The following is a 21,576-nucleotide window of genomic DNA, read 5'->3' on the forward strand; positions in this document are numbered from 1 at the left end:
CTAAAGCTCGATCTCGATGGTCACTGTCGGCGCGTCGCCGGCCCCGAGGCCTTCGCGCTGGCGCACCGAGGTCTTGACCGGCAACAGCAGGCTGCCGGACGACTTGTCAGGGAAGAGCGATGTTTGCCACCTGGTTTTGCCAATGCTCGCCGTGACACCGAGCGAGCCCCAAGGGCGCGCCAATCCCACCATCGCCGCCTTGATCCGCGTCGCGACGTCCGTCGGCACCGTCATGAAATGCCAGCCGCCCTTGCCGGGATAGACCCAGATCCCGGCCTGCATTTCATAACGCAACATCCCGACGCCCGTGGCGTTCACGCCGCCGCCGCGACCTGCCGGCCGATCCCGCCATGCAGGTCGAGGCAGCGCTCGAACCAGCGGGCGATGCCGTCGTCGTCGTCGAGCAACTGGAAAGGCGAGGCGATGCGCCCCCATTGCAGCGCCCCGAACACGATGTAGTCGGCAAAGAGCGGCGTCTCGCCGCCGAGGAAGGGTTGATAGGTGAGCGTGGAGCGCAGCGGCTCCAGCGCGGCGCGGAAGCCCGAGAGCCCGGCATCCCGGTTGGCCACGACGTCTTCCAGCCGCTTGCCGTAACGCTGCTCGCGGCTTTCGCGGAAATAGGCGGCGTTGGGCTCGTCTTGCATGTCATGCAGGTCGGTCAGCGCCACCGTCGCGACGTAAGGATGGATGGTGAGCTGCGACCATCGCTCGATGAAGCGCGCCATCGCCTTGCCGCCCTCGCCGGAAAACAGCGTCGGCCGATCCGGATAGGCCTCGTCGAGGTAAAGCGCGATGGCGAAGGAATCGGCCACCACACGCTCGTCGTCGCGGATCACCGGCACCGTCTTGGACGCGCCACCCTCGACTTTCGGCACCTCGAGGAAGCGCGTCGGCACCTTGGTGGCGGCGAGCCCCTTATGCGCCAGCGCCATCTTCGTCTTCCAGCAATGCGGACTGAACGGGCGTTGGCTGTCATGGCCGACGAGATCATAGAACAGAATGGTCATTGCGGTTCCTGCGGGTTACGAAGAGCGGGGATTCGTTGCGAGCCGGATGTAAGAATGAAACAGCATTTCATGATGTTTGCGGCCTACAATCAATGGGCCAACGGTCGCATCTACGATGCCGCTGCCGACCTCGGCGACGAGGAATTCAACCGCGACACCGGCGCCTTCTTCGGCTCGATGATGGGAACGCTCAACCATATCCTGACCGCCGATCGCATCTGGATGAAGCGTTTCACTGGTGAGGGGCACGCACCATCGTCCCTTGACGCCATTCTCTACAAGGCGTTGCCACCTTTGCACAGCGCGCGCGAGGCCGAGGACAAGCGGATCATCGACTGGGTCGGTGGCATGAGTGAGAAGGCGCTCGCCGGCCGCTTCTCCTACATGACGCTCTCCGACATGCGCACCGTCTCGCAGCGCCTTTCCCCGGCGCTCAGCCATTTCTTCAACCACCAGACCCACCATCGCGGCCAGGCGCACATGGTGCTCACAGTGCTTGGCCGGCCCTCGGTGTCGCTTGACCTGGCGCTGTTCCAGCGCTCCGAGGAAGGTCGCGCCTACGCGTGAAGGTACCCAGGCAGAAGGGGTGTCTTCAACCGGGTGCCTAGCGAAAGTCGAACAGTCCCGCGATCGCCCCTCTGTTCGGCTGTAGTTTCAATTGAGGTTTTGCACTGGTTTAGCATTCCTCTCAAATTTTAAATATTTAAATAAAGTAGCATATATTTTTAAATCTCCGATATATATTTCAAAAACTACAACTTGTTCTTGCAAATTCGGGCGCGAAACCGGAGTGCCATCTTGCGCGTAGGTATTTATGCGCCAAGCACATGCGAAACATTAGTTTTGGCACGATGCAGCGCAGCAAATAATGAAGTCAAAGAGGAGAGTGTCATGTCTAGTATTGCCAGAAATATCGCTAGGGCTCTGTCTTATGGCTCGATTATCGTTATTTTGGCAGTTCCGGCGAATGCTGCAAGTCTCGGGCTCGGCGGCCTCGGCGGCGCGTCCGTCGGAGGTAACGGCGCCAGCGCCAATGTGGGCGGCGCAAGCGGTGCCAATGCGGACGCTTCGTTTGGTGGAAGCAGCACCAGTGCAACGGCTTCCGTCGGCGGCACCGGCGGCACCGGCGGCACCGGCGGCGCCAACGCCGCCGTTTCGCTTGGCAGTGGCCAGTCAGCGGACGCGGCCGTGTCCCTCGGCGGCGCCAGTGGCACCGGAGCCACCGCGTCGATCGGCACTAACGGCGCCAATGTCGGCATCGGCACGCTTGGAGCTTCTGCCGGTGTGGGGGTCGGTATCGGCACGCCAGGCATAGCGGGAGTTCCGGGTACCTCCGGCACACCAGCCACTATTGGTCAACAACGTGCCATCGCACAGATGTCGAGCGCTCAGCTTACGCGCATGAAGAAGCGCTGTGCCGATGTGCTGTCCAGCGAAGGGACTTACGACTCCGATCTGAGGGCGCTTTGCCTGATGATCGCGCGTCGCTGAATGCATGATCCCAGCCGAGGTTTCGGCAGGATCATGCGCCAGGTCAGAGTGCCATGCCGTTCCTGACGCCGCGAGGCAGCGCAGGTAACGGCTCAGCCGGGAGTGTCCAACAAGGCCGTGAGGCTCTACGGCACTCTCCTACCGTGTCGCCGGTCGCGGCTGACGACACGCTGACGAGAACCTCCGGCCAGTCGGAAAGCCCGCCACATCCGTGGTGGGCTTTCTGGTTTTGCGTTGGCGGCGTTGCCCGATCGGCGTGGCCGCCCGGCCTAGAGCAATTCCAGGAAAAGTGTGAGCGGCTAGGCTCGGCGACTTCGCCGTCGCTTCCGTCCGGAATTGCGTTAAAACAAGGAGATAGAGCGGTTCGCCGTTTCCGTGAAACGGTGAAGTGCTCTAGCGCCGCTGGCTGAGAATTAACCAAGTTCGCAGGGCGGCGCGTGTATTAGCAGTTCGTTTGCCTTCCTCGCGGCATGATGGCCCGACGTAACGGGAGCAACGGCATGCGCATCGATTTGTCCCCGACAAGTTGGGGCAGGGTCGTGGTGGTCACCGCCGCCGGCACCGCCTTTTTCATCGCCGCCGCCTTCTTCGTCGATTCCTTCAATTTCCCCTCGCTGTCGCCGCAGGCGCTGCTGTGGGCGCAACTCACGGACCTGTTCCTGCCGCTCATCCTTGGCGGCTCCTTCCTGTTCTTCCTGATGTGGAAGATGCGCCAGCTTGCCATCACGCAGAAGGAACTCAGCGTCATTGCCGCGACCGACAGCCTGACGGCGGTCTTCAACCGCGGCGCCTTCTCGATGCTGGTCGAGGCCTATCTCGATCGGGCGCGCGGCCAGACGGTCGCCGATGCCGGCGCGCTGCTGATCGTCGATGCCGATCACTTCAAGTCGATCAATGACCGCCTCGGTCACGATTGCGGCGACCAGGCGCTCAGGTTGATCGCCGCGACGATCAAGGGGCAACTGCACGGCGCCGACATTGTCGGACGCATCGGCGGCGAGGAATTCGCGGTCTTCCTGCCCGGCGCCGACGCCGCGCGCTCCTTTCTGGTCGCCGAATCCATCAGGCGCCGCATCCGCGAGGCCGAGTTTGCACCCGGCGGGCGGCCCTGGCCGCTTTCCGTGAGCATCGGCGGCACCGCCTTCAGCGGCCCGACCACCTACCATGACATGTTCCAGGTCGCCGACCGCCATCTCTACAGGGCCAAGTCGAATGGCCGCGACCAGGTGAGCTTCGAGAGCCCGCGCGGCGGACCGGCGGGCGACGCCGCTGGCACGGTCCACTAAAGCGCGTCGCCCTGAAACGGATTCAGGCGACGCGCTTTAGGTCATTTTTTTGATGCATGTCGTTGCCGCAAAACCGAGGTCACTTTTGCGCGACATGCATTAATCAATTCCAGGAAAGGTGTGATCCGCTTAGGCTCGGCGACTTCGCCGTAGCCGTCCTCGCGGCCTTGGAAGCCAGGGTCAACGGTGGCTGCGGTTGAGCAGCGGCCTGTGCTGGCGGATCAACTGGCGCTCGACATCGAGATAGGGCCTGATCAGGCCCGCCGCGGTCGGGGTCGGTTCCGGCCGATGCACCACCGCGGTCAGCATGCCGTGTTCGGTGAGCACGTTCAGCCACTTCAGCGCTTCCCATTTGGGCGTCGCGCCACCACGACCGGCCAGGCTACGGTTGATATAGCCGGGATAGGAAAGCAGGCGCTTGCCCGCCGAGGCACCGCAGGTGCCGATCCTGACCGGCTTGCCCCCTGTGGTGATCCAGGCATAGACGGCCTCGCCGAGTTCGCACACCTTGGGGTCGGTTATCGTCACGCGGATCGACGATCTGTCCCGGCTGAGCCGCATTTCGGCTGCCGGCTTGAAACGCTCGCGATCGAGAAACATCCAGCCTCCTTGCCGCGCGTCCGCACTGACATGGGGAACGCGAACGGTCCGTGCGGTGTTTCACGCAGCGGTCGAAAAGTTTCACAGGATGTCGCGGCGCCGCGCATGCCTGCCGTCAACGGTCCGTTCATCCTTTGACGGCTAGTGTCGGCGGCTGACCTCAGCCGATCCGCGAGCGACCGTGTTCAATCTTATCGACTTCAAGGCGGTGCTGGTCATCGCCCTCATCTTCATCCCGCTCGAGCAGCTCCTGCCGCTGCATGCCGAGCAATCGGCGACGCGCCGGCATTGGCTGAACGACGTTTTCTACCTGCTCTTCAACGGCATCGTCATCAAGCTCGGCATGTTGCTGGTGGTCGGCGCGGAGATGCTCCTGGCGGAGCGTTTCGTTCCCGAAGCGCTCACCGCCGCCATCCAGTCGCAGCCTTTATGGCTGCAGGCGATCGAGGCTCTGCTCATCGCCGATATCGGCTTCTACCTTGCCCATCGCGCTTTCCATGCGGTGCCGTTCCTGTGGCGCTTTCACGCCATTCACCACTCGATCGAGGAGATGGACTGGCTGGCCGCGCACCGCGTGCACCCGGTGGACCAGATACTGACCAAGTCGGCTTCGTTCCTGCCGCTGTTCACGCTGGGTTTTTCCGGCGAAGCGGTTCTCATCTACGTGCTGATCTATCACTGGCAGTCGGTGTTCATCCATTCCAACACACGCATCAAGTTCGGGCCGCTGAAATGGCTGATTGCCTCACCGCAGTTCCATCACTGGCACCATGCCAACGAACGCCAGGCCCATGACAAGAATTTCGCCGGACAGTTGCCCGTTCTCGACCTGATCGGGGGCACCTTGTTCATGCCGCAACGAATGCCGGAAAAATACGGTGTCGACGAGCCGGTGCCGCAACTCTACCACCAGCAGCTCGTCTATCCCTTCGTCGCCACGGCCGAACCGGCCGCGCCGATCGTCGAGGCCGCGCCCGCCGCCGCCAAGCCGGACTGACGGCCCGGAAAAGCCCGCCAGGGCGGGCCTTTCCGGGAGGGTCGTCCTTTGCCGTAAAATTCAGGCGGCGAAGCCGCCATATCCGCGCGCCACCGGCTTGACCGAGACGACCGGCAGCTCCGAGGGCCAAAGCACGCCGGCCGTCACCGCGAAGGTGATCAGCGCATCGCGCGCGGCCTCGGCCGAGATTTCCCCATTGCGCGCGGCCTCGCAGGCCTTCACCGCGGCGCCGTAGCTGAGGCGGCGGCGCGACGGCGGAAACTCGATCAGGAAGTCATGCATGTCGAACAGCGAGGCGATCATGCGCTTGTGGCCGGCGCCGACGCTCAGCGCGACCGGTGTGAAGAACGTCCTGTCGTGCATTCGGACCTCGTCTATTGGCAGTGGAAGCGGCGGAGCTGCCGCCTCCGGTCTAGGGGAGGGACGCCCCACAACGCGGCTTGCGGCGACAGGTTCCGCGCGTGCCGATTTTTCCGTATTGGACTTGATCCGCCGGGCAGGCGGCTATTTCCACATCCCGCGCATGCGGGCGCCGAGATCGACCTTGACGCCCGGCTTCTGGCGCGGGTCGTCCTTGAGCGCGGCGCTCGCCCAGGACGACTGCTCGAAGGCCGAAAGCATCGAGGCCGGGATGAAGCGGGTGCGCGAGGCATAGACATGGCGGTCGCCGCGCGCCGGCTGGTTGTGCGGATAAAAACGCTGCGGCACGACGAGATGCAGGCTGTCCTTGGCCCTGGTCATCGCCACGTAGAGCAGGCGTCGCTCCTCCTCGATATCCTCCTTGGTGCCGACGCCGAGATCGGCCGGGATGCAACCGTCGACGGTGTTGAGCACGAAGACGTTCTTCCACTCCTGGCCCTTGGCCGAATGGATGGTCGACAGGATGAGGTAATCCTCGTCGCGATGCGGCGGGCCGGCCTGATCGCTGGTGGCGTCGGGCGGATCGAGCGTCAGCTCGGTCAGGAAGCGCTCGCGCGACGGATAGGTCGACGCGATCTGTTCGAGCTGTATGAGGTCGGCGCGGCGCGTGATCGCGTCCTCATGGATGCGTTCCATATGCGGCTCGTACCAGAGCCTGATCCGCTCGAGGTCGGCCGGCCATTTGGCGCCGGCGCGCAGCCCGCTATAGATGTCGAGGAACACCGGCCAGGCTTCCGCGGTGCGTTGCGGCGGGCGGAAGCGAGCAAGGCCCAGCGTCTCGTCCAGCGACGTCGCCATCGCGTCCACGATCTGCGAGGCGGCGGATGGGCCGATCCCCGGCATGAGCTGCAGGACGCGAAAACCGGCGACGCGGTCGCGCGGGTTCTCGGCGAAGCGCAGCATCGCCAGCATGTCCTTCACATGCGCGGCGTCGAGGAATTTCAAGCCGCCGAACTTGACGAAGGGGATGTTGCGGCGCGTCAGCTCGACCTCCAGCGGTCCGCTGTGGCTTGAGGTGCGGAACAGCACCGCCTGCGCCTTCAGCGCCGTGCCGGCCTCGCGCTCAGCCAGGATTGCCTGGCAGACATAGTTGGCCTGCTCGGCCTCGTCGCGCACACTCACGAGCTGCGGCTTGTGTGATGACCGGCGCTCGGTCCACAGGTTCTTGGTGAAGCGCTCGCTGGCCTCGCCGATGACCTTGTTGGCGGCGGCCAGGATCGTCTCGGTCGAGCGGTAATTGCGCTCCAGCATGACGATCTCCGCGCCCTGCGCGAACTGCTTCGGGAAATCGAGGATGTTGCGCACTTCCGCCGCGCGGAAGGAATAGATCGACTGCGCGTCGTCGCCCACGACGGTCAAGCCGACGCCGTCGGGCTTCAGCGCCAAAAGGATCGAGGCCTGCAGCCGGTTGGTGTCCTGGTATTCGTCGACCAGCACGTGGTCGAAACGGCTGCCGAGGTGGGAGGCGATCTCCGGTTCCGACGCCATCTGCGCCCAGTAGAGCAGGAGGTCGTCGTAATCGAGCACGTTCTGCGCCTGCTTGGCCTCGACATAGGCTGCGAACAGCTCCTTCAGCTGGTCCGCCCATGCCGCGCACCATGGGAAGGCTGCGCCCAGCACTTCGCCGAGCGGCGCCTGCGCATTCACTGCCCGCGAATAGATCTGCAGGCATGTGCCTTTCGTGGGAAAGCGGCTTTCGGTCTTGGAAAAGCCCAGCTCGTGCCGGGCAAGGTTTATCAGGTCGGCGGAATCCTCGCGGTCATGGATGGTGAAGGCCGGATCGAGGCCGATCTGCTCTGCATAGTCGCGTAAGAGTCGCGCGCCGATACCGTGGAACGTGCCGGCCCAGGCGAGCGCGTCGGCGATGATTGCCGCGTCGCGCCCCAGAACCTCGCCGGCGATGCGCTCGACGCGCTTGGCCATCTCGGCAGCGGCGCGGCGTGAGAAGGTCATCAGCAGGATGCGGCGCGGATCGGCGCCCTTGACGACGAGATGGGCGACGCGATGCGCCAGCGTGTTGGTCTTGCCGGAGCCTGCGCCGGCGATCACCAGCAGCGGCGTGGTCACCTTGCCGTCGCCATGCACCACCGCCAGCCGCTGCTCGTCGTTCAGCCGGGCAAGATAGGCGGGCGTTTCAAAGGACGAATCACGAGCGGCGATGTTCATCGCCCATCAAGCATCGTTTCCGCTTTGTTCGCAATACAGCTGATCTTGCCCTGGTGCTCGTGATCGGTGAAAGCCGGCGAGATAGTTGACCTCCCCACGGCTAAAACTACCGCCTCGGCTCCACTCCCATCGCCGCCGACTGGCGCCGCAAATTGCGTCTCTCGTCGCCCGGCATGTCCAGCGGCGCCACATCGCCGGGCACCTCGTCGATAATCCTCACGGCGACACGATAGGCGGTGTAGGCGAACAGACCTGTAAGCAGCAGGCGTATCATGATCGTCTCCTCGTACGGTTCGGTGGGTTCAACCGAACTCACGCCGGTTGGTTCCCCACCCCACGCAACCAAACTGTAGCCGCTTCGTTGCCTTTGAGATCTTGAGATCAAGGAGCGAACGAGAGGAGGTCGTTATGATGAAACTTCCTGCGCTGCTGACTCTTGCGGCAGGGCTCGCGGTCTCTGCCTGCGACAACAGCGTACCGCCCACCAAGGCGCCCGCCGATCAGAACCCGCAGGTCGATAAGAATCCGGTGCCGAAATCGACCTCCGGCGGCGACCAGCCGGGCACGCCGCCACAGCAATAGCGACGTTACAGGTCTGGTGGATTGTCGTCGGCTGAACGAAGAAGGCCGGCGCTGCTTGGGAGGAAGCTCGATAGCGCCGGCCAAGCGGGAAAGTCAGGCCCGCCGCACAATAGAAGATAGCTGAGTCTCGCCCTTGCGTCATGGTGCGATCGCGCTAGCCGGCTACGCAACTGCGGAAAATCACCGGAAAATCCTGAGATTCTGCAAAGCCCGCTGCGGTGGGTGTCCGTCGGTTCAGCGTTGATGGAGGAGTAACCCCTCACGCCATGGCCGAGCGCCGCACCGGGACGTTGGCGATCTCCAGGTCCAACTGGCGCTGCGTCAGCGCCGCCTCGGCCATGATCCACTGCTTGAACAGCTCCACCTTGCGGGCGCCGAGCGCCTTGATGGGGCTGACGAAATACCAGCCGGCCGTGTTGGGGTGGTGGACGGCGAAGGGCGCCACCAGCCGTTCGGCACGGATGTCGCTTGCCATGTAGGCACGGTTCGCGACGGCAAAGCCCATGCCCGCATTGGCCGCCTCGTAGGACATCATGCAGGAATCGAAATAGACGCTCCTGGTTTCGCCGAGCACGAAGCTCGCGCCGGCAAAGCCCAGCCAAGACTGCCAGTTCTGCGTGCACGTGTCGGAGTGAAGCAGCGTGAAATAGCGCAGATCCTCCGGCGTCACCTTCGACAGCGGTTTGTCGCCCAGCACGTCGTGAAACAATTTGCGGCTGCACACCGGCGTCAAATCCTCCCTGAACAGGAGTTCGGCGGTGAGGCCGGGGAAATTGCCATCGCCATAGCGGATCTCGAGATCGTATTCCGAAGTCGAGAATTCATGCGTGGCATAGGAAGTCGACACTCGCATCTCGATGTCCGGATACTGGCGCTGGAAGGAAGACATCCGCGGAAACAGCCAGCGCGCGGCAAAGGTCGGCAGCACGCAGATCCGAAGCACATGCGCCTGCGACTGGCCGGTGGCCTCCATGCTGGCCGCCACGATCCGCTCCAGCGCCTCGCGCACGCGCGCCACATAGGTCTCGCCCTCCGGCGTCAGCGACACTGCATTGCCGCCGCGCTCGAAGATCTTGAAGCGCAACTGATCCTCCAGGCTCTTCACGCGCTGGCTGACGGCGGAAGCGGTGATGAATTGCTCTTCACCGGCGCGCGTGAAATTCCTGTGCCTCGCGGCGCTCTCCACGATTTTCAGCGAGTTGAGGTTGACCTGACTGAGCAGACGCACGGGCTTTCGACCTTAAGCTGCGCTTACGCTACCATCAGCATTCCTAAATTTACAGGGGTAGGCGTTTAAATGACTGCTAACCAAGTGTTGCCCCCACCTTGGAGAAAGTAGAATGAACGCCCATACAATTCCCGAACTGCGTTGCGCAATGAGCCGCGAGGCCATCATTGGTCATGAGACCTCCTGGAAAGTGTCGGGTTTCGGCGTCGCCCAGTATCGTCACGGTTACGACCCCGCTCTGCTTGCCGCCATCGAGGAAGCCGCCCTGAAGCTGAAGGCCAGCCATGCCGTGCACAAGCACCTCGACCTTACCTTCATCACCGGCGCCGACCGCTATATCCCGGAGATCAAGGAGCTCTTGCATGACAAGCTGCGTCTGGAAAGGCTGTCCGACATGATGGGCACCAAGCTCGAGCCGTATCCGCTGTCGATCGTCGGCTCGACCGTCACCTTCATGAATCCCAAAGACGGCGCGGTCGAATGGCATTGCGATGGCGTTCCGGTGACGGAGCTCATTCCGCTGTCGATCAGCGACCCGCTCATCGGCGGTCACCTTGAAATCTATTGCGACGATTCCGAGACCGGCCGCTCGATCCTGGAATCCGGCCGCGACCTGCCGCGCAACAAGATCATGCGCATCGACCACAAGATGAACTACGCCACGCTCGGCCAGTTCCTCGGCGTGCTCCATCGCACCGCGCCGATCCAGCTCGGCGAGCGCGTTACGCTGGTGCTCAACCAGCGCTCGGCGACCAAGCCCTATGTCGACGACAACCGCATGTTCTACCTTGCCGCCGACAACGACCATGACCGTGCCTGGGTGAACGAGCTGGCCGAGGATGTCTGGACGAACCAGTTGCCCGCCTACCGCCGCTATGCCGGGGAGCATCCCGTGCCGCAGCCGACGGCGGAAACGGTTACCGGCGGGGCGAGGGAGTCGTGGTAATGAGCCACGAACCGGTCGAGCGTCAGCCGCCTTCAGTGTCGCTGCGCCTCGGCCCGGTCGTGGCGGGAAGCCAAGGCCGTTCCGGCGCCGCCCTCGGGGCGGCGCTTGCCTTCGCCCTCGGCGCCGTGGCGCTGTGGGCTACCAACGCCCTGGTCGGCAAGACACTGCTTGCCGCCTATCCGGTGTCGCAAGTGCAGTTCCTGCAATTTTGCGGCGCGGCGCTGGTCTTCGCGCTGATCCGGCTGACGAGCGCCTCTCCTTCCCCCCTTGCGGGGGAAGGTGGATCGGCGCGTAGCGCCGAGACCGATGAGGGATGCTCCAGCGAAGTGAGACGTTGGCGTTCCCTGGAACACCCTTCATCCGACCTCGCTTCACGAGGCCACAGCCCGGGGGCGAGACCCGCGGCTCGCCCCGTCCTTCGGACCCCACAAGGCGAGAAGGGGAGATCCGCGCTTGCCGCCTACGCCGTTGGCTTCATCGGCCTGGTTGGCACGATGGTCCTGCAATATATCGGTTTCGCCTCGATGCCGGTTATCGAGGCCAACCTTGTCGCCTACACTTGGCCGCTGATGACCGCTGCGGCGGTTATCGTGCTTGGCCGTCCGCGTCGTCCGCTGTTGCTCGGGCTGGCGGCGGCGCTGGGCTTTGTCGGCGTTGTGCTGGTGATTTCCGGCGGCCGCGCGCAGAGCTGGTTCGAAGGCAGCCTCGTCGGCTACCTCGCCGCTTTCGGTTCGGCGCTCTGCATGGCCTTCTACTCTCTCGCCGTCGGCCGCCTTGCCGTGTCGCCCGAGCGGCTGCTTTTGCCCTCGGCGCTGATCGGCGTCGCGCTCACCTTTGCCTGGTGTCTGCATGACGGCGTCGTACGCCCAAGCGGCGCGCACCTTCTGCTCGGCCTCTATCTCGGCGCCGGCCCGATGGGGCTCGGCTACTATTTCTGGTCGCGCGCGGCAAAGCTCGACCACGGCGGCAGGATAGCGGTCGTCGCTTATCTCACGCCGATAGCTTCCACGTTTCTGCTGACGCTCTCGGGCGAAAGCCTGTCGATGACGGCGGTTGCCGGCGCCGTCCTCGTCATCGGCAGCTGCCTTGCGGTCGGCATCGAAGGTACGGAGACCAGGCACGATGTCCAAAATGACCGTTGACGAGGATGAACGCCGCGCCAGGCAGGAGGCGCACTGGCTGGTCAGGGAGTTTGGCGCGGAGGCGCCGCTCTATGCGGCCATGAAGGCCGAAAAGGCCATCGAGCAGAAGGATTTCGGTCGCTGCGCGCGCTGGAAGCGCGTGCTGGAGATCCTCGCGGACGAGCCGCCCGTCGAGCTCAGGCGCGGTGTCAGCGCCAGATAGCGATTTGCCATGGGGCCTCCGAATCGCGCATGGTCGACTATCCGGCTGGCGGATTATCGTTGCCGTGCTGGAACTTGGCCTGAACTTCGATTTTTCAGCAACTTCCATCGCAAATCGAAGTGCTATAGCGCATTTTACGCATCCAGGCGGACCGCCGGTGCTATAGAATGTTGGCTATAGCTATTAGAATTCCTAACTTGCGCGTTTCCAGTCCGCGTAGAAACATCACCCGGTATTGAGTGTCGTAGCTTTACTGACTCTGGACGGTCCGTTGGGGGACATTTGTCCAATTCGATACACCGACGAAAGTCTTAAAAAAGAGCTGGCGATTTGAGGGCCAGCAGAAGGTGAAAAAATTGTCCAACATCGACGACAAGACTGCAATCGAACTGACCGCCGACATTGTCTCGGCCTATGTCGGCAACAATCCGCTCCCCGCCTCCGGCCTGCCCGATCTGATCGCCAGCGTCAGCGCCGCGGTGCGCAAGCTCGCCGGCGGCAGCGTTGTCAAGGAAGCGGTGGCGCTGACGCCCGCCGTCAACCCGAAGCGCTCGGTTTTCCCCGACCACATCGTGTGCCTGGAGGATGGGAAGAAGTTCAAGTCGTTGAAGCGCCACCTCGCAACCGATCACGGCCTGACGCCGGACGAATACCGCGCGAAATGGGGCCTACCCGCCGACTATCCGATGGTGGCGCCCAGCTATTCGGCGACACGCTCGGCGTTGGCCAAATCGTCCGGCCTCGGCCGCAAGCCGGCCGGCGACGCAGGCAAGGGCAAGCGCAAGGCCAAGGCCTGAGGCGTGTTGCCCGCAACGGATGACGTCGCGCCATGGCCATGGCGCGACCATCTGGCTGCCCTCGGCGCTTTGCGCCGCGGGGTAGCCGTCCAGTCCTCGGTGGATGCGGCTGACGGCGTCAAGGCGCGGCGCATCCTGTTTTCGCTGGGAGAGCCCTCCGGCGAAATACTTGCCGCGCTCGACGCGCTCGACCGGTTCGAGCGCACCATCGTCGAATGCGACAATCCGTCGGCCATCGAGACGCGCAGGCTGAACTGCCTGGTCATTCTGGATCGCCTTGCAGCTAAAGGGTCAGTCGCGCGCGAGCTGTTAGATTAGAGCAATTCCAGGAAAAGTGTGAGCGGTTTTCCGTCCGGAATTGCGTCAAAACAAGGAGATAGGGCGGTTCGCCGTTTCCATGAAACGGTGAAACGCACTAGCGGCGGGGCGGCTTGACCGGCAGGGTGCGCTTGGAATCTGGCTCGCCGGCAAGGCTCTCCGCCTCGACAGCTGTCATTTCAAGAAGATAGACAAGCATCTGGTAGCGCGTGCGCGAGAGCATTTTTGCCAGCTTGCGCGTGATTTCCGCGACATATCTCAATGTTCTTGAGTCGCTGGGCGCTCCATCCATCGTGAGCTCCTGACAGGCCAGCTATTTGGGCCAAGTTACGTGAACCAAGTTATCGTTGGCGCCTACTCGCGACTCGCGGCGCGTCTACAGGTTTGCAGGTTTGCGATAAAACTGAAATCAATTTTGATAAGCATCATGCTTGGCTCGAAAGATTTTGCCGTCCTTTTTTGGTGGCATCGCCACTTGCCACGTCAATATTGCACCAAAGCGCGACTTGCGGTTGTCTTGCCGCGCCGGGTTGATCTTCCGCCAGGAAATGTTGATCGCAACAGGTTGGCGACGGGCGGTCAGAGCCGTTCAGTCTTTATAGGCGGAGCAGAAGGCCGGCGCGTTGTCGTTGCCGATCATGGCGCAGCCGCGCTTGATCTCGTCGATCATCATGCTGCAGGCATTCTGCCCGTTGCAGGGCGGATTGGTTGCCGGCGACACCTGGACGCATTGCGAGACATACTGGTCCGACTTCGCCCTGCCGGCGGATTGCACGCATGGCCGCGTGTCATTTTGGCTTGCCTGGACAGGGGCCGCAGGCGCGGCCTTGGCTGGCGCGGCCTTCGCAGGCGCGGCACTGCCGCCGCTTTGCCGCACGCAGGAGAGGTCGCCTTGCGGACACTGCAACTGGTGCTGCAACTGCGCCAGCCGCGCCTTGGTCAACTCCGTCTTGCAGGTCGCGACGAGGGTCGAATACACCGAGCCGTCGGCATAGGGCTGGGTGCGGAAGGCGCACTCCTTGTCGCGGAACGGGATCCAGGCGCGTTGCGCGTCGCGCAGGCGCTCGAGGTCGGCGGGAGCGAGCCGTCCTGCCAGCGCCTTGTAGACGGCGTTGAGCCCAGCGTCGGCCGAAGCGGCATTCCCGGCCGTGCAGGTAGCAAGGTCGGCCTGCGTCTTCGCTGCCGCGCAGTCGATGGCCGCACGGGCCGCAGGGGTGGTGAGAAGAATGGCTATCCCGGCGGAGACTGCGAAAATCGCGACCGCCAGCAAGGTCGATAGGAACGAGGTCTTACCCGACATTCGATCTACCCTGTGTTTTGAATCGGCCCTGCCGCTTGCCAGCATAGGTTGAGGCAATAGCGGCGATCAACGCCAAACCTGTGACGTGGCAAGCAAAGTGTGACCTTGATCGGCGAAGCGAGGAGCGAACAATTTCCCCTTTGTGAGGGAGATGCCCGGCAGGGTAGCGGACGCGCCGTCGCGCCCGGGGGCTCAGTGATTCATAGGCGAAGCCTAAGATGCTTTTCCTGAATAGATTTGGATCAACAGATGTTCCGGCTCCCGCGTCTCTGGCCGGCTCGCTATCTGTCCCGATTGGGGGGAAGTTAGTTGGGCCTGCGGCACGCTCTCGGATTCAGTGGGGAGGGCAACATGAGCGGTTTCGTCCTCGAACAGAACCACCTGCGTCGCCAGCGCGGTTGTGGTGGCGACCTGGAAGAAGATGAAGGCTAGGGCGAGATAGCGGATCACGGGCCTCCAAACGCTTCGGCCGGCAACTGGTTCCAGCCTATCAGGCTTTTTTTGACGGATGGCCGCGGTTCTGCGCGCCGGCCTCATCGGGCCTGGCTCTTGCGAAGCGCCGATCTCCCGTGCAAAAGCCCGCTTATGCTTATCATCAACGACCTTACGCTGCGCATGGCGGGGCGGCTGCTTCTCGATCATGCCTCATTGACCCTGCCGGCCGGCACCAAGGCCGGCCTCGTCGGCCGCAACGGCACCGGCAAGACCACGCTGTTCAAGGCGATCACCGGCGATTTCCCGTCGGAGACCGGCTCGATCAGCCTGCCGAAGAACACCCGCATCGGCCAGGTGGCGCAGGAAGCGCCCGGCACCGAGGAGCCGCTGATCGAGATCGTGCTGAAAGCCGATGTCGAGCGCCAGGCTTTGCTCGAAGAGGAAAAGACCGCCACCGATCCCCACCGCATCGCCGAGATCCACACGCGGCTGGCCGATATCGACGCGCATTCGGCTGAATCCCGCGCCGCCACCATCCTCGCCGGCCTCGGCTTCGACGACGCCGCGCAGAAGCGTCCGGCTTCGGCCTTCTCCGGCGGCTGGCGCATGCGCGTGGCGCTGGCGGCCGTGCTCTTCTCCGAGCCCGATCTTCTGCTGCTCGACGAACCGACCAACTATCTCGACCTCGAAGGCACGCTCTGGCTGGAGAACTATGTCTCGAAGTATCCGCACACGGTGTTGCTGATCTCGCACGATCGCGACCTGCTCAACCGCGCCGTCAACTCGATCGTCCATCTCGACCAGAAGAAGCTGACTTTCTGGCGCGGCGGCTACGACCAATTCGAGCGTCAGCTGACCGAGCAGCGGGAACTGCAGGAAAAGAGCCGCGTCAAGCAGGAATTGGCACGCAAGCACATGGAGTCCTTCGTCGAGCGTTTTCGCGCCAAGGCTTCCAAGGCCAGGCAAGCGCAGTCGCGCATCAAGGCGCTGGAGAAGCTGAAGCCGATCGCTGCGATCGTGAACGACATGGTGCGCCCGTTCTCTTTCCCGGAACCGGTGAAGACGGTGGCCTCGCCGATCGTGGCGCTGAACGGCGTCAATGTCGGCTATACCGAGGGCAGCCCTATTCTGAAGAAGATGACGTTGCGCATCGATGCAGACGACCGCATCGCGCTGCTCGGCGCCAATGGCAACGGCAAGTCGACCTTCGCCAAGCTGCTCGCCGGCCGGCTCAAGGCCGAGACCGGTTCGATGACGGTCGCGCCGGGCCTGAAGGTGGCGATCTTCGCCCAGCACCAACTCGACGATCTGCGCCCCGAGGAAAACGCCTACGAGCATGTGCGCCGGCTGATGCCGGACGCGCCGGAATCCAAGGTGCGCGGCCGCGTCGCCCAGTTCGGCCTGTCGACCGAAAAGATGAACACGGCGGCGAAAGATCTGTCCGGCGGCGAGAAGGCGCGGCTTTTGATGGGCCTGTCGGCCTTTGAGGGGCCGAACCTTTTCATCCTCGACGAGCCGACCAACCATCTCGACATCGACAGCCGTGAATCGCTGATCCATGCGCTGAACGATTTTCCTGGCGCGGTGATCCTGATCTCGCACGATCGGCATCTGCTCGAAGCCACTGCTGACCGCCTCTGGCTCGTCAAGGACGGCGCGGTCAATCCTTATGACGGCGACCTGGAGGACTATAAGACGCTGGTCACCGGCGTGTCCTCCAACCGCCGCGAGCAGAAGGAGGCGGACAAGGCGTCCAAGGCCGACCGCCGCCGAGAGGCGGCCCAACGCCGCGCAGCACTTGAGCCTTTGGCCAAGGAAATCCGCGCCACCGAGGCGCTGATGGACCGCATCCGCAAGCGCATCGACCTCATCGAGGACGAGCTCGCCAATCCGGCCGTCTACGAGAAGGATCCGTCGACCGCGACGCGGCTGGCCAAGGAGCGCTCGCAACTGGCGCAGACGCTCGCGCAAAACGAGGACAAGTGGCTGACCATGTCGGCCGAGTATGAAGAGGGGATCGCGGAGTAGCGCGATCTTCCCCTTCTCCCCTTGTGGGAGAAGGTGGCCGCGAAGCGGCCGGATGAGGGGGATCCAGGAAACGCCAGCGTCTCACTCCGCTGGAACACCCCTCATCCGTCTCGGCGCGATCGCGCCGATCCACCTTCTCCCACAAGGGGAGAAGGGAAGGAGTCTCTGGCCCTACACCTCTCCGCCAAAACCCGCTAAACACCCCGCATGAACCAGCACGCCAAGCTCCGGATCGGCCATTCGGCCTGTCCGCATGATTGCCCCTCCACCTGCGCCCTCGAAGTCGAGCTGCTCGATGACAACCGCATCGGCCGCGTCCATGGCGCCAAGTCGAACAGCTACACGTCGGGCGTCGTCTGCGCCAAGGTCGCGCGCTATGCCGACCGCGTCCACCACCCCGACCGGCTGCTGAGGCCGCTGGTGCGGGCGGGCGGCAAGGGCGAGTGCGTCTGGAAGGAAGCGAGCTGGGAAGCCGCGCTCGACCTCGTCGCGGAAAAGTTCATCGCGGCCGAAGCGAAACACGGCTCGGAGACGGTCTGGCCCTATTTCTACGCCGGCACGATGGGGCTGGTGCAGCGCGACGGCATCGAGCGGCTGCGCCACGCGAAAAAATACTCGGGCTTCTTCGGTTCGATCTGCACCAACCTTGCCTGGACCGGCTGGATGATGGGAGCGGGCGCGCTGCGCGGGCCCGACCCGCGCGAGATGGCGAAGGCCGACTGCGTGGTGATCTGGGGCACCAATGCCGTGGTCACGCAGGTCAACGTCATGACCCATGCGATCCGGGCACGGAAGGAACGCGGCGCCAAGATCGTCGTCATCGACATCTACGACAATGCAACGATGAAGCAGGCCGATCTCGGCCTGGTCTTGAAGCCCGGCACCGACGGCGCGCTCGCCTGCGCCGTCATGCATGTGCTGTTCCGCGATGGGCTCGCCGATCGCGCCTATCTCGAAAAATACACCGACGACCCGCGCGGGATGGAAGAGCATCTGCGCACCCGCACGCCCGAGTGGGCGGCCGCAATCACCGAGCTCTCCGTCGCCGAGATCGAGGCATTCGCCCGGCTCGTCGGCACGACGAAGAAAACCTACTTCCGTCTTGGCTACGGCTTCGCCCGCCAGCGCAACGGTTCGGTCAACATGCACGCCGCCTCCTGCATCGCCGCCGTCACGGGCGCCTGGCTGTATGAGGGCGGCGGCGCTTTCCACTCCAATTCCGGCATCTTCAAGCTGAACCAGGACGTGCTCGAAGGCACCGCGATGCGCGACCCGAAGGTGCGCTATCTCGACCATTCGCGCATCGGCCCGGTGCTGACCGGTGCGGCGGACGCGCTCTATGGCGGCCCGCCGGTGACGGCGATGCTCATCCAGAACACCAATCCGGCGAATGTCGCCCCGGAGCAGCGGCTGGTGAAACAAGGTTTTCTGCGCGAGGACCTGTTCACTTGCGTGCACGAGCAGTTCATGACCGATACGGCCAAGCTCGCCGATGTCGTGCTGCCGGCGACGATGTTTTTAGAGCATGACGACATCTACAAGGGCGGCGGCAACCAGCACATCACGCTCGGCCCCAAGCTGATCGAGCCGCCGGAAGGGCCGCGCACCAACCACTACGTCAATGAGGAACTGGGCAAGCGGCTGGGCGTCGGCGACCGTCCGGGCTTCGGCCTGACCGAGCGCGAGCATATCGACATCATCCTCGGCAAGCGCGGGATCGGCAGCTTCGACAGCCTGAAGGAACAGAAGTGGGTCGACCTGCAGCCCGATTTCGACGATGCGCATTTCATCAACGGCTTCGGCCATGCCGACAGGAAATTCCACTTCCGGCCCAACTGGACCGGGCAGTCGGCGCCCAACCGGCCGCCGAAAAGCATGGGCCTGTTCGGCCCGGTCGGGCGACTGCCGGAATTCCCCGACCATGTCGAGCTGATCGAGGTGGCGGACGAGGAGCATCCGTTCCGGCTGGCGACCTCGCCGGCGCGCAACTTCCTCAATTCCAGCTTTGCCGAGACGCCGGTCTCGAAGGCCAAGGAAGGCAGGCCGGAATTGCTCATCCACCGCGAGGATGCAGCAGTGCTCGGCATCGAGGATGGCGGCCGCGTTGAGGTCGGCAACCGGCGCGGCGACGTGGTGCTGCACGCAAAATTCTTCGACGGCGTGAAGCGCGGGGTGGTGATTGCCGAAGGCATCTGGCCGAACAGCGCGCATGAGCGCGGCGAGGGCATCAACGTGCTGACCGGCGCCGATGCCCCGGCGCCCTATGGCGGCGCCGCCGTCCACGACAACAAGGTGTGGCTCAGGGCGCTGTGACGCGTTCTTGAAGCAATTCCAGGAGGGTGATGGCGAGGTTTCAAGCAACCTGCCCATTAATGCATGTCGCCCAGAAGTGTGCAGCGGTTCTGGGACAACGACATGCATCAAAACAAAAGCTTAAAGCGCGTCGCCTGAATCCGTTTCAGCGCGACACGCTTTAGTCCGTTTTTTCGATTTGCCTTGTTTTTCGGCGTATACGGCCTAAAGCGTCCAGAACCCTCAAGCGCTTCAACGGGATCCCATCATACTCTGTAAGAGAACTGCGACCGCCGCGATCTACGACGGTCAGCACTGCCCCGGGCCTGCCTCTGTTGACATAAAAAGCAGCTAAGAAGCTCCGGAAGTCAGTCGCCTCTGCGCCGTTTTTCTTGCAGAATTCGGGAAAGGCTTGCCCGAGATCTGGCCCAAGCGCCTCTCGTCGCGCCCGCCAGCTCCGGCGTCTATAGAGGGTCCTTGTCTCGGCAACGAGGGAGGATGTCGTGGCCAAGGTCTCGCTTCTGGGTATTCCGCATGACGAGAATTCGTCCTATCTGCGCGGCCCGGCCGAGGCGCCGCCGCTGATCCGGCGCGAGCTTCACAGCGACGCCTACAGTTCCTGGACCGAAACCGGCTTCGACCTGACGGGCCGCTTCATCGATCACTGCGACATCGATTTCAGCCAACCCGGCGACCCGTGGCAGCGGGTCGAAACCGAGGTCGGCCGTGCGCTCGACGCCGGTCACCCGCTGATCTCGCTCGGCGGCGACCATGCGATCTCCTGGCCGGTGCTGCGCGCGGTGCGCCGTCGCCATACCAGCCTCACCATCGTCCACATCGACGCGCATCCGGATATCTATCATTCCTATGACGACAACCCGCGCTCGCACACCTCGCCCTTTGCCCGCATCATGGAGGAGAAGCTGGCCGACCGGCTGATCCAGATCGGCCTGCGCACCGTCAATGATCACCATCGCGACCAGTTCAAGCGCTTCGGCGTCGAGGTGGTGGAGATGCGGCATTTCAGGGAAGGCCTACAGCTCGACCTCAAGACGCCCGTCTATATCTCGATGGACATCGACGCTCTCGATCCGGCCTTCGCTCCCGGCGTCTCTCACCGTGAGCCGGGAGGCTTCACCACCCGTCAGGCCATCGGCCTGATCCAGGCAATAGACCAACGAATAGTCGCGGCCGACGTCGTCGAATACAATCCGCGCCAGGACCTCTCCAACGTGACGGCGCTGGTCGCCGCCAAGCTGGTCAAGGAGATCGCCGGCATGATGCTGAAGACCAACGGCGCCGCCTGAAGCAACGCCTGAATCACTTTGCCAAGGCGGCGTGCTAGAGGATTGTTCCGTATAAGCTTTCGAAAAGGATCGTCATGCCGCAGCCGCTCAGGATAGCCATCGCCGGCGCGCTCGGCCGCATGGGCCGGCAGATGGCGGAGACCATCGCGGCCGATCCGCGGCTGCAACTCGCCGGCCGCTTCCATCGACCAGGCAGCACGGGCGAGGGACTGGTGCGGCGCGACGAAGCGCTGGCGCTTGCCGACGTGGTCGTCGATTTCACCACGCCCGCGGCTTCCGTCGAACTGGCAAAAGCCTGCGCGGCGCGTGGCGGCCCGGCGCTGGTGATCGGCTCTACAGGTTTCGATGGCGCTGAACTGGAAGCGATTGCCGACGCCGCGAAGACAATCGCCGTCGTGCGCTCCGGAAGCTATTCGCTGGGGCTCAACATGCTGACCGGGCTGGTCGAGCAGGCGGCGAGGGCGCTTGGGTCCTACGATTGCGACATCGAAATCCTCGAAGCGCATCACCGCATGAAGGTCGACGCGCCGTCGGGCACGGCGCTGATGCTGGGCGAGGCGGCAGCGCACGGGCGCGGCGTCGAGCTGGACGATGTGGCGAAGCGCGCCCGCGATGGCCTCGTCGGGCCACGCTCAACCGGCGAGATCGGCTTCGCCGTGCTGCGCGGCGGCAGCATCGTCGGCGAGCACAGCGTCAGCTTCCTCACCGAAGGCGAGACGCTCACGCTCTCGCATGCCGCTGCCGATCGCTCGATGTTCGCGCGCGGCGCCGTTGCGGCCGCACTCTGGATCGCTGGCCGGCCGCCCGGCGAATACGACATGCGTGACGTGCTGGGGCTCGTCGGCTCGTGACCGGCAATTTCGCCAGATTCCATTTCAACGGTCGCTAAAATGGCTGAAAGCCAGCTGAAAGCTTGGCCATGCCATGACAGTTTTGTGGCGCTCGCCACGTGATCGGCCTGGGAGGGCCGGCAGGAGGAAATGCGGTTCAGCCGGATGGCGGCCGCCAAGGTGGAGGAAGTTACGTGACCGG

At 63.7% G+C, this 21,576-nt stretch carries 24 protein-coding genes; 14 read left to right on the top strand and 10 right to left on the bottom strand.

All coding sequences use genetic code 11. The features are described from left to right. Positions 1 to 318: a DUF1905 domain-containing protein gene (locus WDX12_RS21750; protein WP_434721956.1), complete on the bottom strand. Its 318-nt coding sequence runs from the start codon at positions 316 to 318 to the stop codon at positions 1 to 3. Next, positions 315 to 1,007, bottom strand: coding sequence for a glutathione S-transferase family protein (locus WDX12_RS21755; protein WP_434721957.1), 693 nt, complete (start codon positions 1,005 to 1,007; stop codon positions 315 to 317). Before WDX12_RS21755 ends, WDX12_RS21750 begins: the two co-directional genes overlap by 4 nt. 54 nt (positions 1,008 to 1,061) lie before the next feature. Between WDX12_RS21755 and WDX12_RS21760 the strand changes: the two genes are divergently transcribed. The 3 genes from WDX12_RS21760 (at position 1,062) to WDX12_RS21770 (ending at position 3,784) form a co-directional block, all read left to right on the top strand. Continuing rightward, on the top strand, positions 1,062 to 1,574 hold the full coding sequence (locus WDX12_RS21760) for a DinB family protein (RefSeq protein WP_320296289.1): 513 nt from the start codon (positions 1,062 to 1,064) through the stop codon (positions 1,572 to 1,574). A 324-nt stretch (positions 1,575 to 1,898) separates the two neighbouring features. Continuing rightward, positions 1,899 to 2,498: a hypothetical protein gene (locus WDX12_RS21765; RefSeq protein ID WP_434721958.1), complete on the top strand. Its 600-nt coding sequence runs from the start codon at positions 1,899 to 1,901 to the stop codon at positions 2,496 to 2,498. A gap of 500 nt (positions 2,499 to 2,998) precedes the next feature. Further along, complete coding sequence (locus WDX12_RS21770) at positions 2,999 to 3,784, top strand: GGDEF domain-containing protein (RefSeq protein ID WP_434721959.1); 786 nt, start codon at positions 2,999 to 3,001, stop codon at positions 3,782 to 3,784. Between the two features lie 180 nt (positions 3,785 to 3,964). Here WDX12_RS21770 and WDX12_RS21775 read toward each other — a convergent pair whose 3' ends face one another. Beyond that, complete coding sequence (locus tag WDX12_RS21775; protein ID WP_434721960.1) at positions 3,965 to 4,384, bottom strand: hypothetical protein; 420 nt, start codon at positions 4,382 to 4,384, stop codon at positions 3,965 to 3,967. A 181-nt stretch (positions 4,385 to 4,565) separates the two neighbouring features. Between WDX12_RS21775 and WDX12_RS21780 the strand changes: the two genes are divergently transcribed. Further along, the gene (locus WDX12_RS21780) at positions 4,566 to 5,381 is read left to right on the top strand and encodes a sterol desaturase family protein (RefSeq protein WP_434721961.1); all 816 of its coding nucleotides are present in this window, start codon (positions 4,566 to 4,568) and stop codon (positions 5,379 to 5,381) included. Between the two features lie 60 nt (positions 5,382 to 5,441). Here WDX12_RS21780 and WDX12_RS21785 read toward each other — a convergent pair whose 3' ends face one another. The 3 genes from WDX12_RS21785 to WDX12_RS21795 all read right to left on the bottom strand — a co-directional run bounded on the left by WDX12_RS21785 (position 5,442) and on the right by WDX12_RS21795 (position 8,241). Beyond that, complete coding sequence (locus WDX12_RS21785; RefSeq protein WP_434721962.1) at positions 5,442 to 5,744, bottom strand: DUF982 domain-containing protein; 303 nt, start codon at positions 5,742 to 5,744, stop codon at positions 5,442 to 5,444. 141 nt (positions 5,745 to 5,885) lie between these two features. Further along, positions 5,886 to 7,967, bottom strand: coding sequence for an ATP-dependent helicase (locus tag WDX12_RS21790; protein ID WP_434721963.1), 2,082 nt, complete (start codon positions 7,965 to 7,967; stop codon positions 5,886 to 5,888). Between the two features lie 106 nt (positions 7,968 to 8,073). Next, entirely contained in the window at positions 8,074 to 8,241 is a 168-nt protein-coding gene (locus tag WDX12_RS21795) for a hypothetical protein (protein WP_434721964.1), read from the bottom strand. A 134-nt stretch (positions 8,242 to 8,375) separates the two neighbouring features. Here WDX12_RS21795 and WDX12_RS21800 point away from each other — a divergent pair, with 134 nt between their 5' ends. Next, entirely contained in the window at positions 8,376 to 8,549 is a 174-nt protein-coding gene (locus WDX12_RS21800; protein WP_434721965.1) for a hypothetical protein, read from the top strand. A 259-nt stretch (positions 8,550 to 8,808) separates the two neighbouring features. On the opposite strand, the gene WDX12_RS21805 is transcribed toward WDX12_RS21800, so the two are convergent. Continuing rightward, positions 8,809 to 9,777 (bottom strand): LysR substrate-binding domain-containing protein, encoded by a 969-nt coding sequence (locus WDX12_RS21805; protein WP_434721966.1) that lies wholly within the window; start codon positions 9,775 to 9,777, stop codon positions 8,809 to 8,811. 112 nt (positions 9,778 to 9,889) lie between these two features. On the opposite strand from WDX12_RS21805, the gene WDX12_RS21810 reads away from it, so the two are divergent. The 5 genes from WDX12_RS21810 (at position 9,890) to WDX12_RS21830 (ending at position 13,182) form a co-directional block, all read left to right on the top strand. Continuing rightward, positions 9,890 to 10,723: a hypothetical protein gene (locus tag WDX12_RS21810; protein WP_434721967.1), complete on the top strand. Its 834-nt coding sequence runs from the start codon at positions 9,890 to 9,892 to the stop codon at positions 10,721 to 10,723. Then, positions 10,723 to 11,865 (top strand): DMT family transporter, encoded by a 1,143-nt coding sequence (locus tag WDX12_RS21815; protein WP_434721968.1) that lies wholly within the window; start codon positions 10,723 to 10,725, stop codon positions 11,863 to 11,865. Before WDX12_RS21810 ends, WDX12_RS21815 begins: the two co-directional genes overlap by 1 nt. After that, the gene (locus WDX12_RS21820; RefSeq protein WP_434721969.1) at positions 11,846 to 12,067 is read left to right on the top strand and encodes a hypothetical protein; all 222 of its coding nucleotides are present in this window, start codon (positions 11,846 to 11,848) and stop codon (positions 12,065 to 12,067) included. The genes WDX12_RS21815 and WDX12_RS21820 overlap by 20 nt, the downstream gene beginning before the upstream one ends. A gap of 356 nt (positions 12,068 to 12,423) precedes the next feature. Continuing rightward, complete coding sequence (locus tag WDX12_RS21825; RefSeq protein ID WP_320296276.1) at positions 12,424 to 12,864, top strand: MucR family transcriptional regulator; 441 nt, start codon at positions 12,424 to 12,426, stop codon at positions 12,862 to 12,864. A 6-nt stretch (positions 12,865 to 12,870) separates the two neighbouring features. Next, entirely contained in the window at positions 12,871 to 13,182 is a 312-nt protein-coding gene (locus WDX12_RS21830) for a hypothetical protein (RefSeq protein WP_434721970.1), read from the top strand. 97 nt (positions 13,183 to 13,279) lie between these two features. Here the strand turns inward: WDX12_RS21830 and WDX12_RS21835 are convergent, their stop codons facing one another. From WDX12_RS21835 to WDX12_RS21845, 3 genes are all read right to left on the bottom strand, one after another. Beyond that, on the bottom strand, positions 13,280 to 13,474 hold the full coding sequence (locus WDX12_RS21835; RefSeq protein WP_434721971.1) for a hypothetical protein: 195 nt from the start codon (positions 13,472 to 13,474) through the stop codon (positions 13,280 to 13,282). A gap of 297 nt (positions 13,475 to 13,771) precedes the next feature. Beyond that, positions 13,772 to 14,482, bottom strand: coding sequence for a lysozyme inhibitor LprI family protein (locus tag WDX12_RS21840; RefSeq protein WP_434721972.1), 711 nt, complete (start codon positions 14,480 to 14,482; stop codon positions 13,772 to 13,774). 213 nt (positions 14,483 to 14,695) lie between these two features. Further along, positions 14,696 to 14,932: a hypothetical protein gene (locus tag WDX12_RS21845; RefSeq protein ID WP_434721973.1), complete on the bottom strand. Its 237-nt coding sequence runs from the start codon at positions 14,930 to 14,932 to the stop codon at positions 14,696 to 14,698. A 135-nt stretch (positions 14,933 to 15,067) separates the two neighbouring features. Here WDX12_RS21845 and WDX12_RS21850 point away from each other — a divergent pair, with 135 nt between their 5' ends. The 4 genes from WDX12_RS21850 (at position 15,068) to dapB (ending at position 21,395) form a co-directional block, all read left to right on the top strand. Then, positions 15,068 to 16,945, top strand: a complete 1,878-nt coding sequence (locus tag WDX12_RS21850; RefSeq protein WP_434721974.1) for an ABC-F family ATP-binding cassette domain-containing protein — start codon at positions 15,068 to 15,070, stop codon at positions 16,943 to 16,945. Positions 16,946 to 17,152: 207 nt separating this feature from the next. Beyond that, the gene (locus WDX12_RS21855) at positions 17,153 to 19,258 is read left to right on the top strand and encodes a molybdopterin oxidoreductase family protein (RefSeq protein WP_434721975.1); all 2,106 of its coding nucleotides are present in this window, start codon (positions 17,153 to 17,155) and stop codon (positions 19,256 to 19,258) included. 482 nt (positions 19,259 to 19,740) lie between these two features. Next, a complete protein-coding gene (gene speB, locus WDX12_RS21860; protein WP_434721976.1) occupies positions 19,741 to 20,544 on the top strand; it encodes an agmatinase in 804 nt (267 codons plus the stop codon). A gap of 74 nt (positions 20,545 to 20,618) precedes the next feature. Then, entirely contained in the window at positions 20,619 to 21,395 is a 777-nt protein-coding gene (dapB, locus tag WDX12_RS21865) for a 4-hydroxy-tetrahydrodipicolinate reductase (RefSeq protein ID WP_434721977.1), read from the top strand. The last annotated feature ends 181 nt before the right edge of the window (positions 21,396 to 21,576 follow it).

The sequence above is a fragment of the Mesorhizobium sp. RIZ17 genome, from assembly GCF_051127865.1.
Lineage (GTDB): Bacteria > Pseudomonadota > Alphaproteobacteria > Rhizobiales > Rhizobiaceae > Mesorhizobium > Mesorhizobium humile.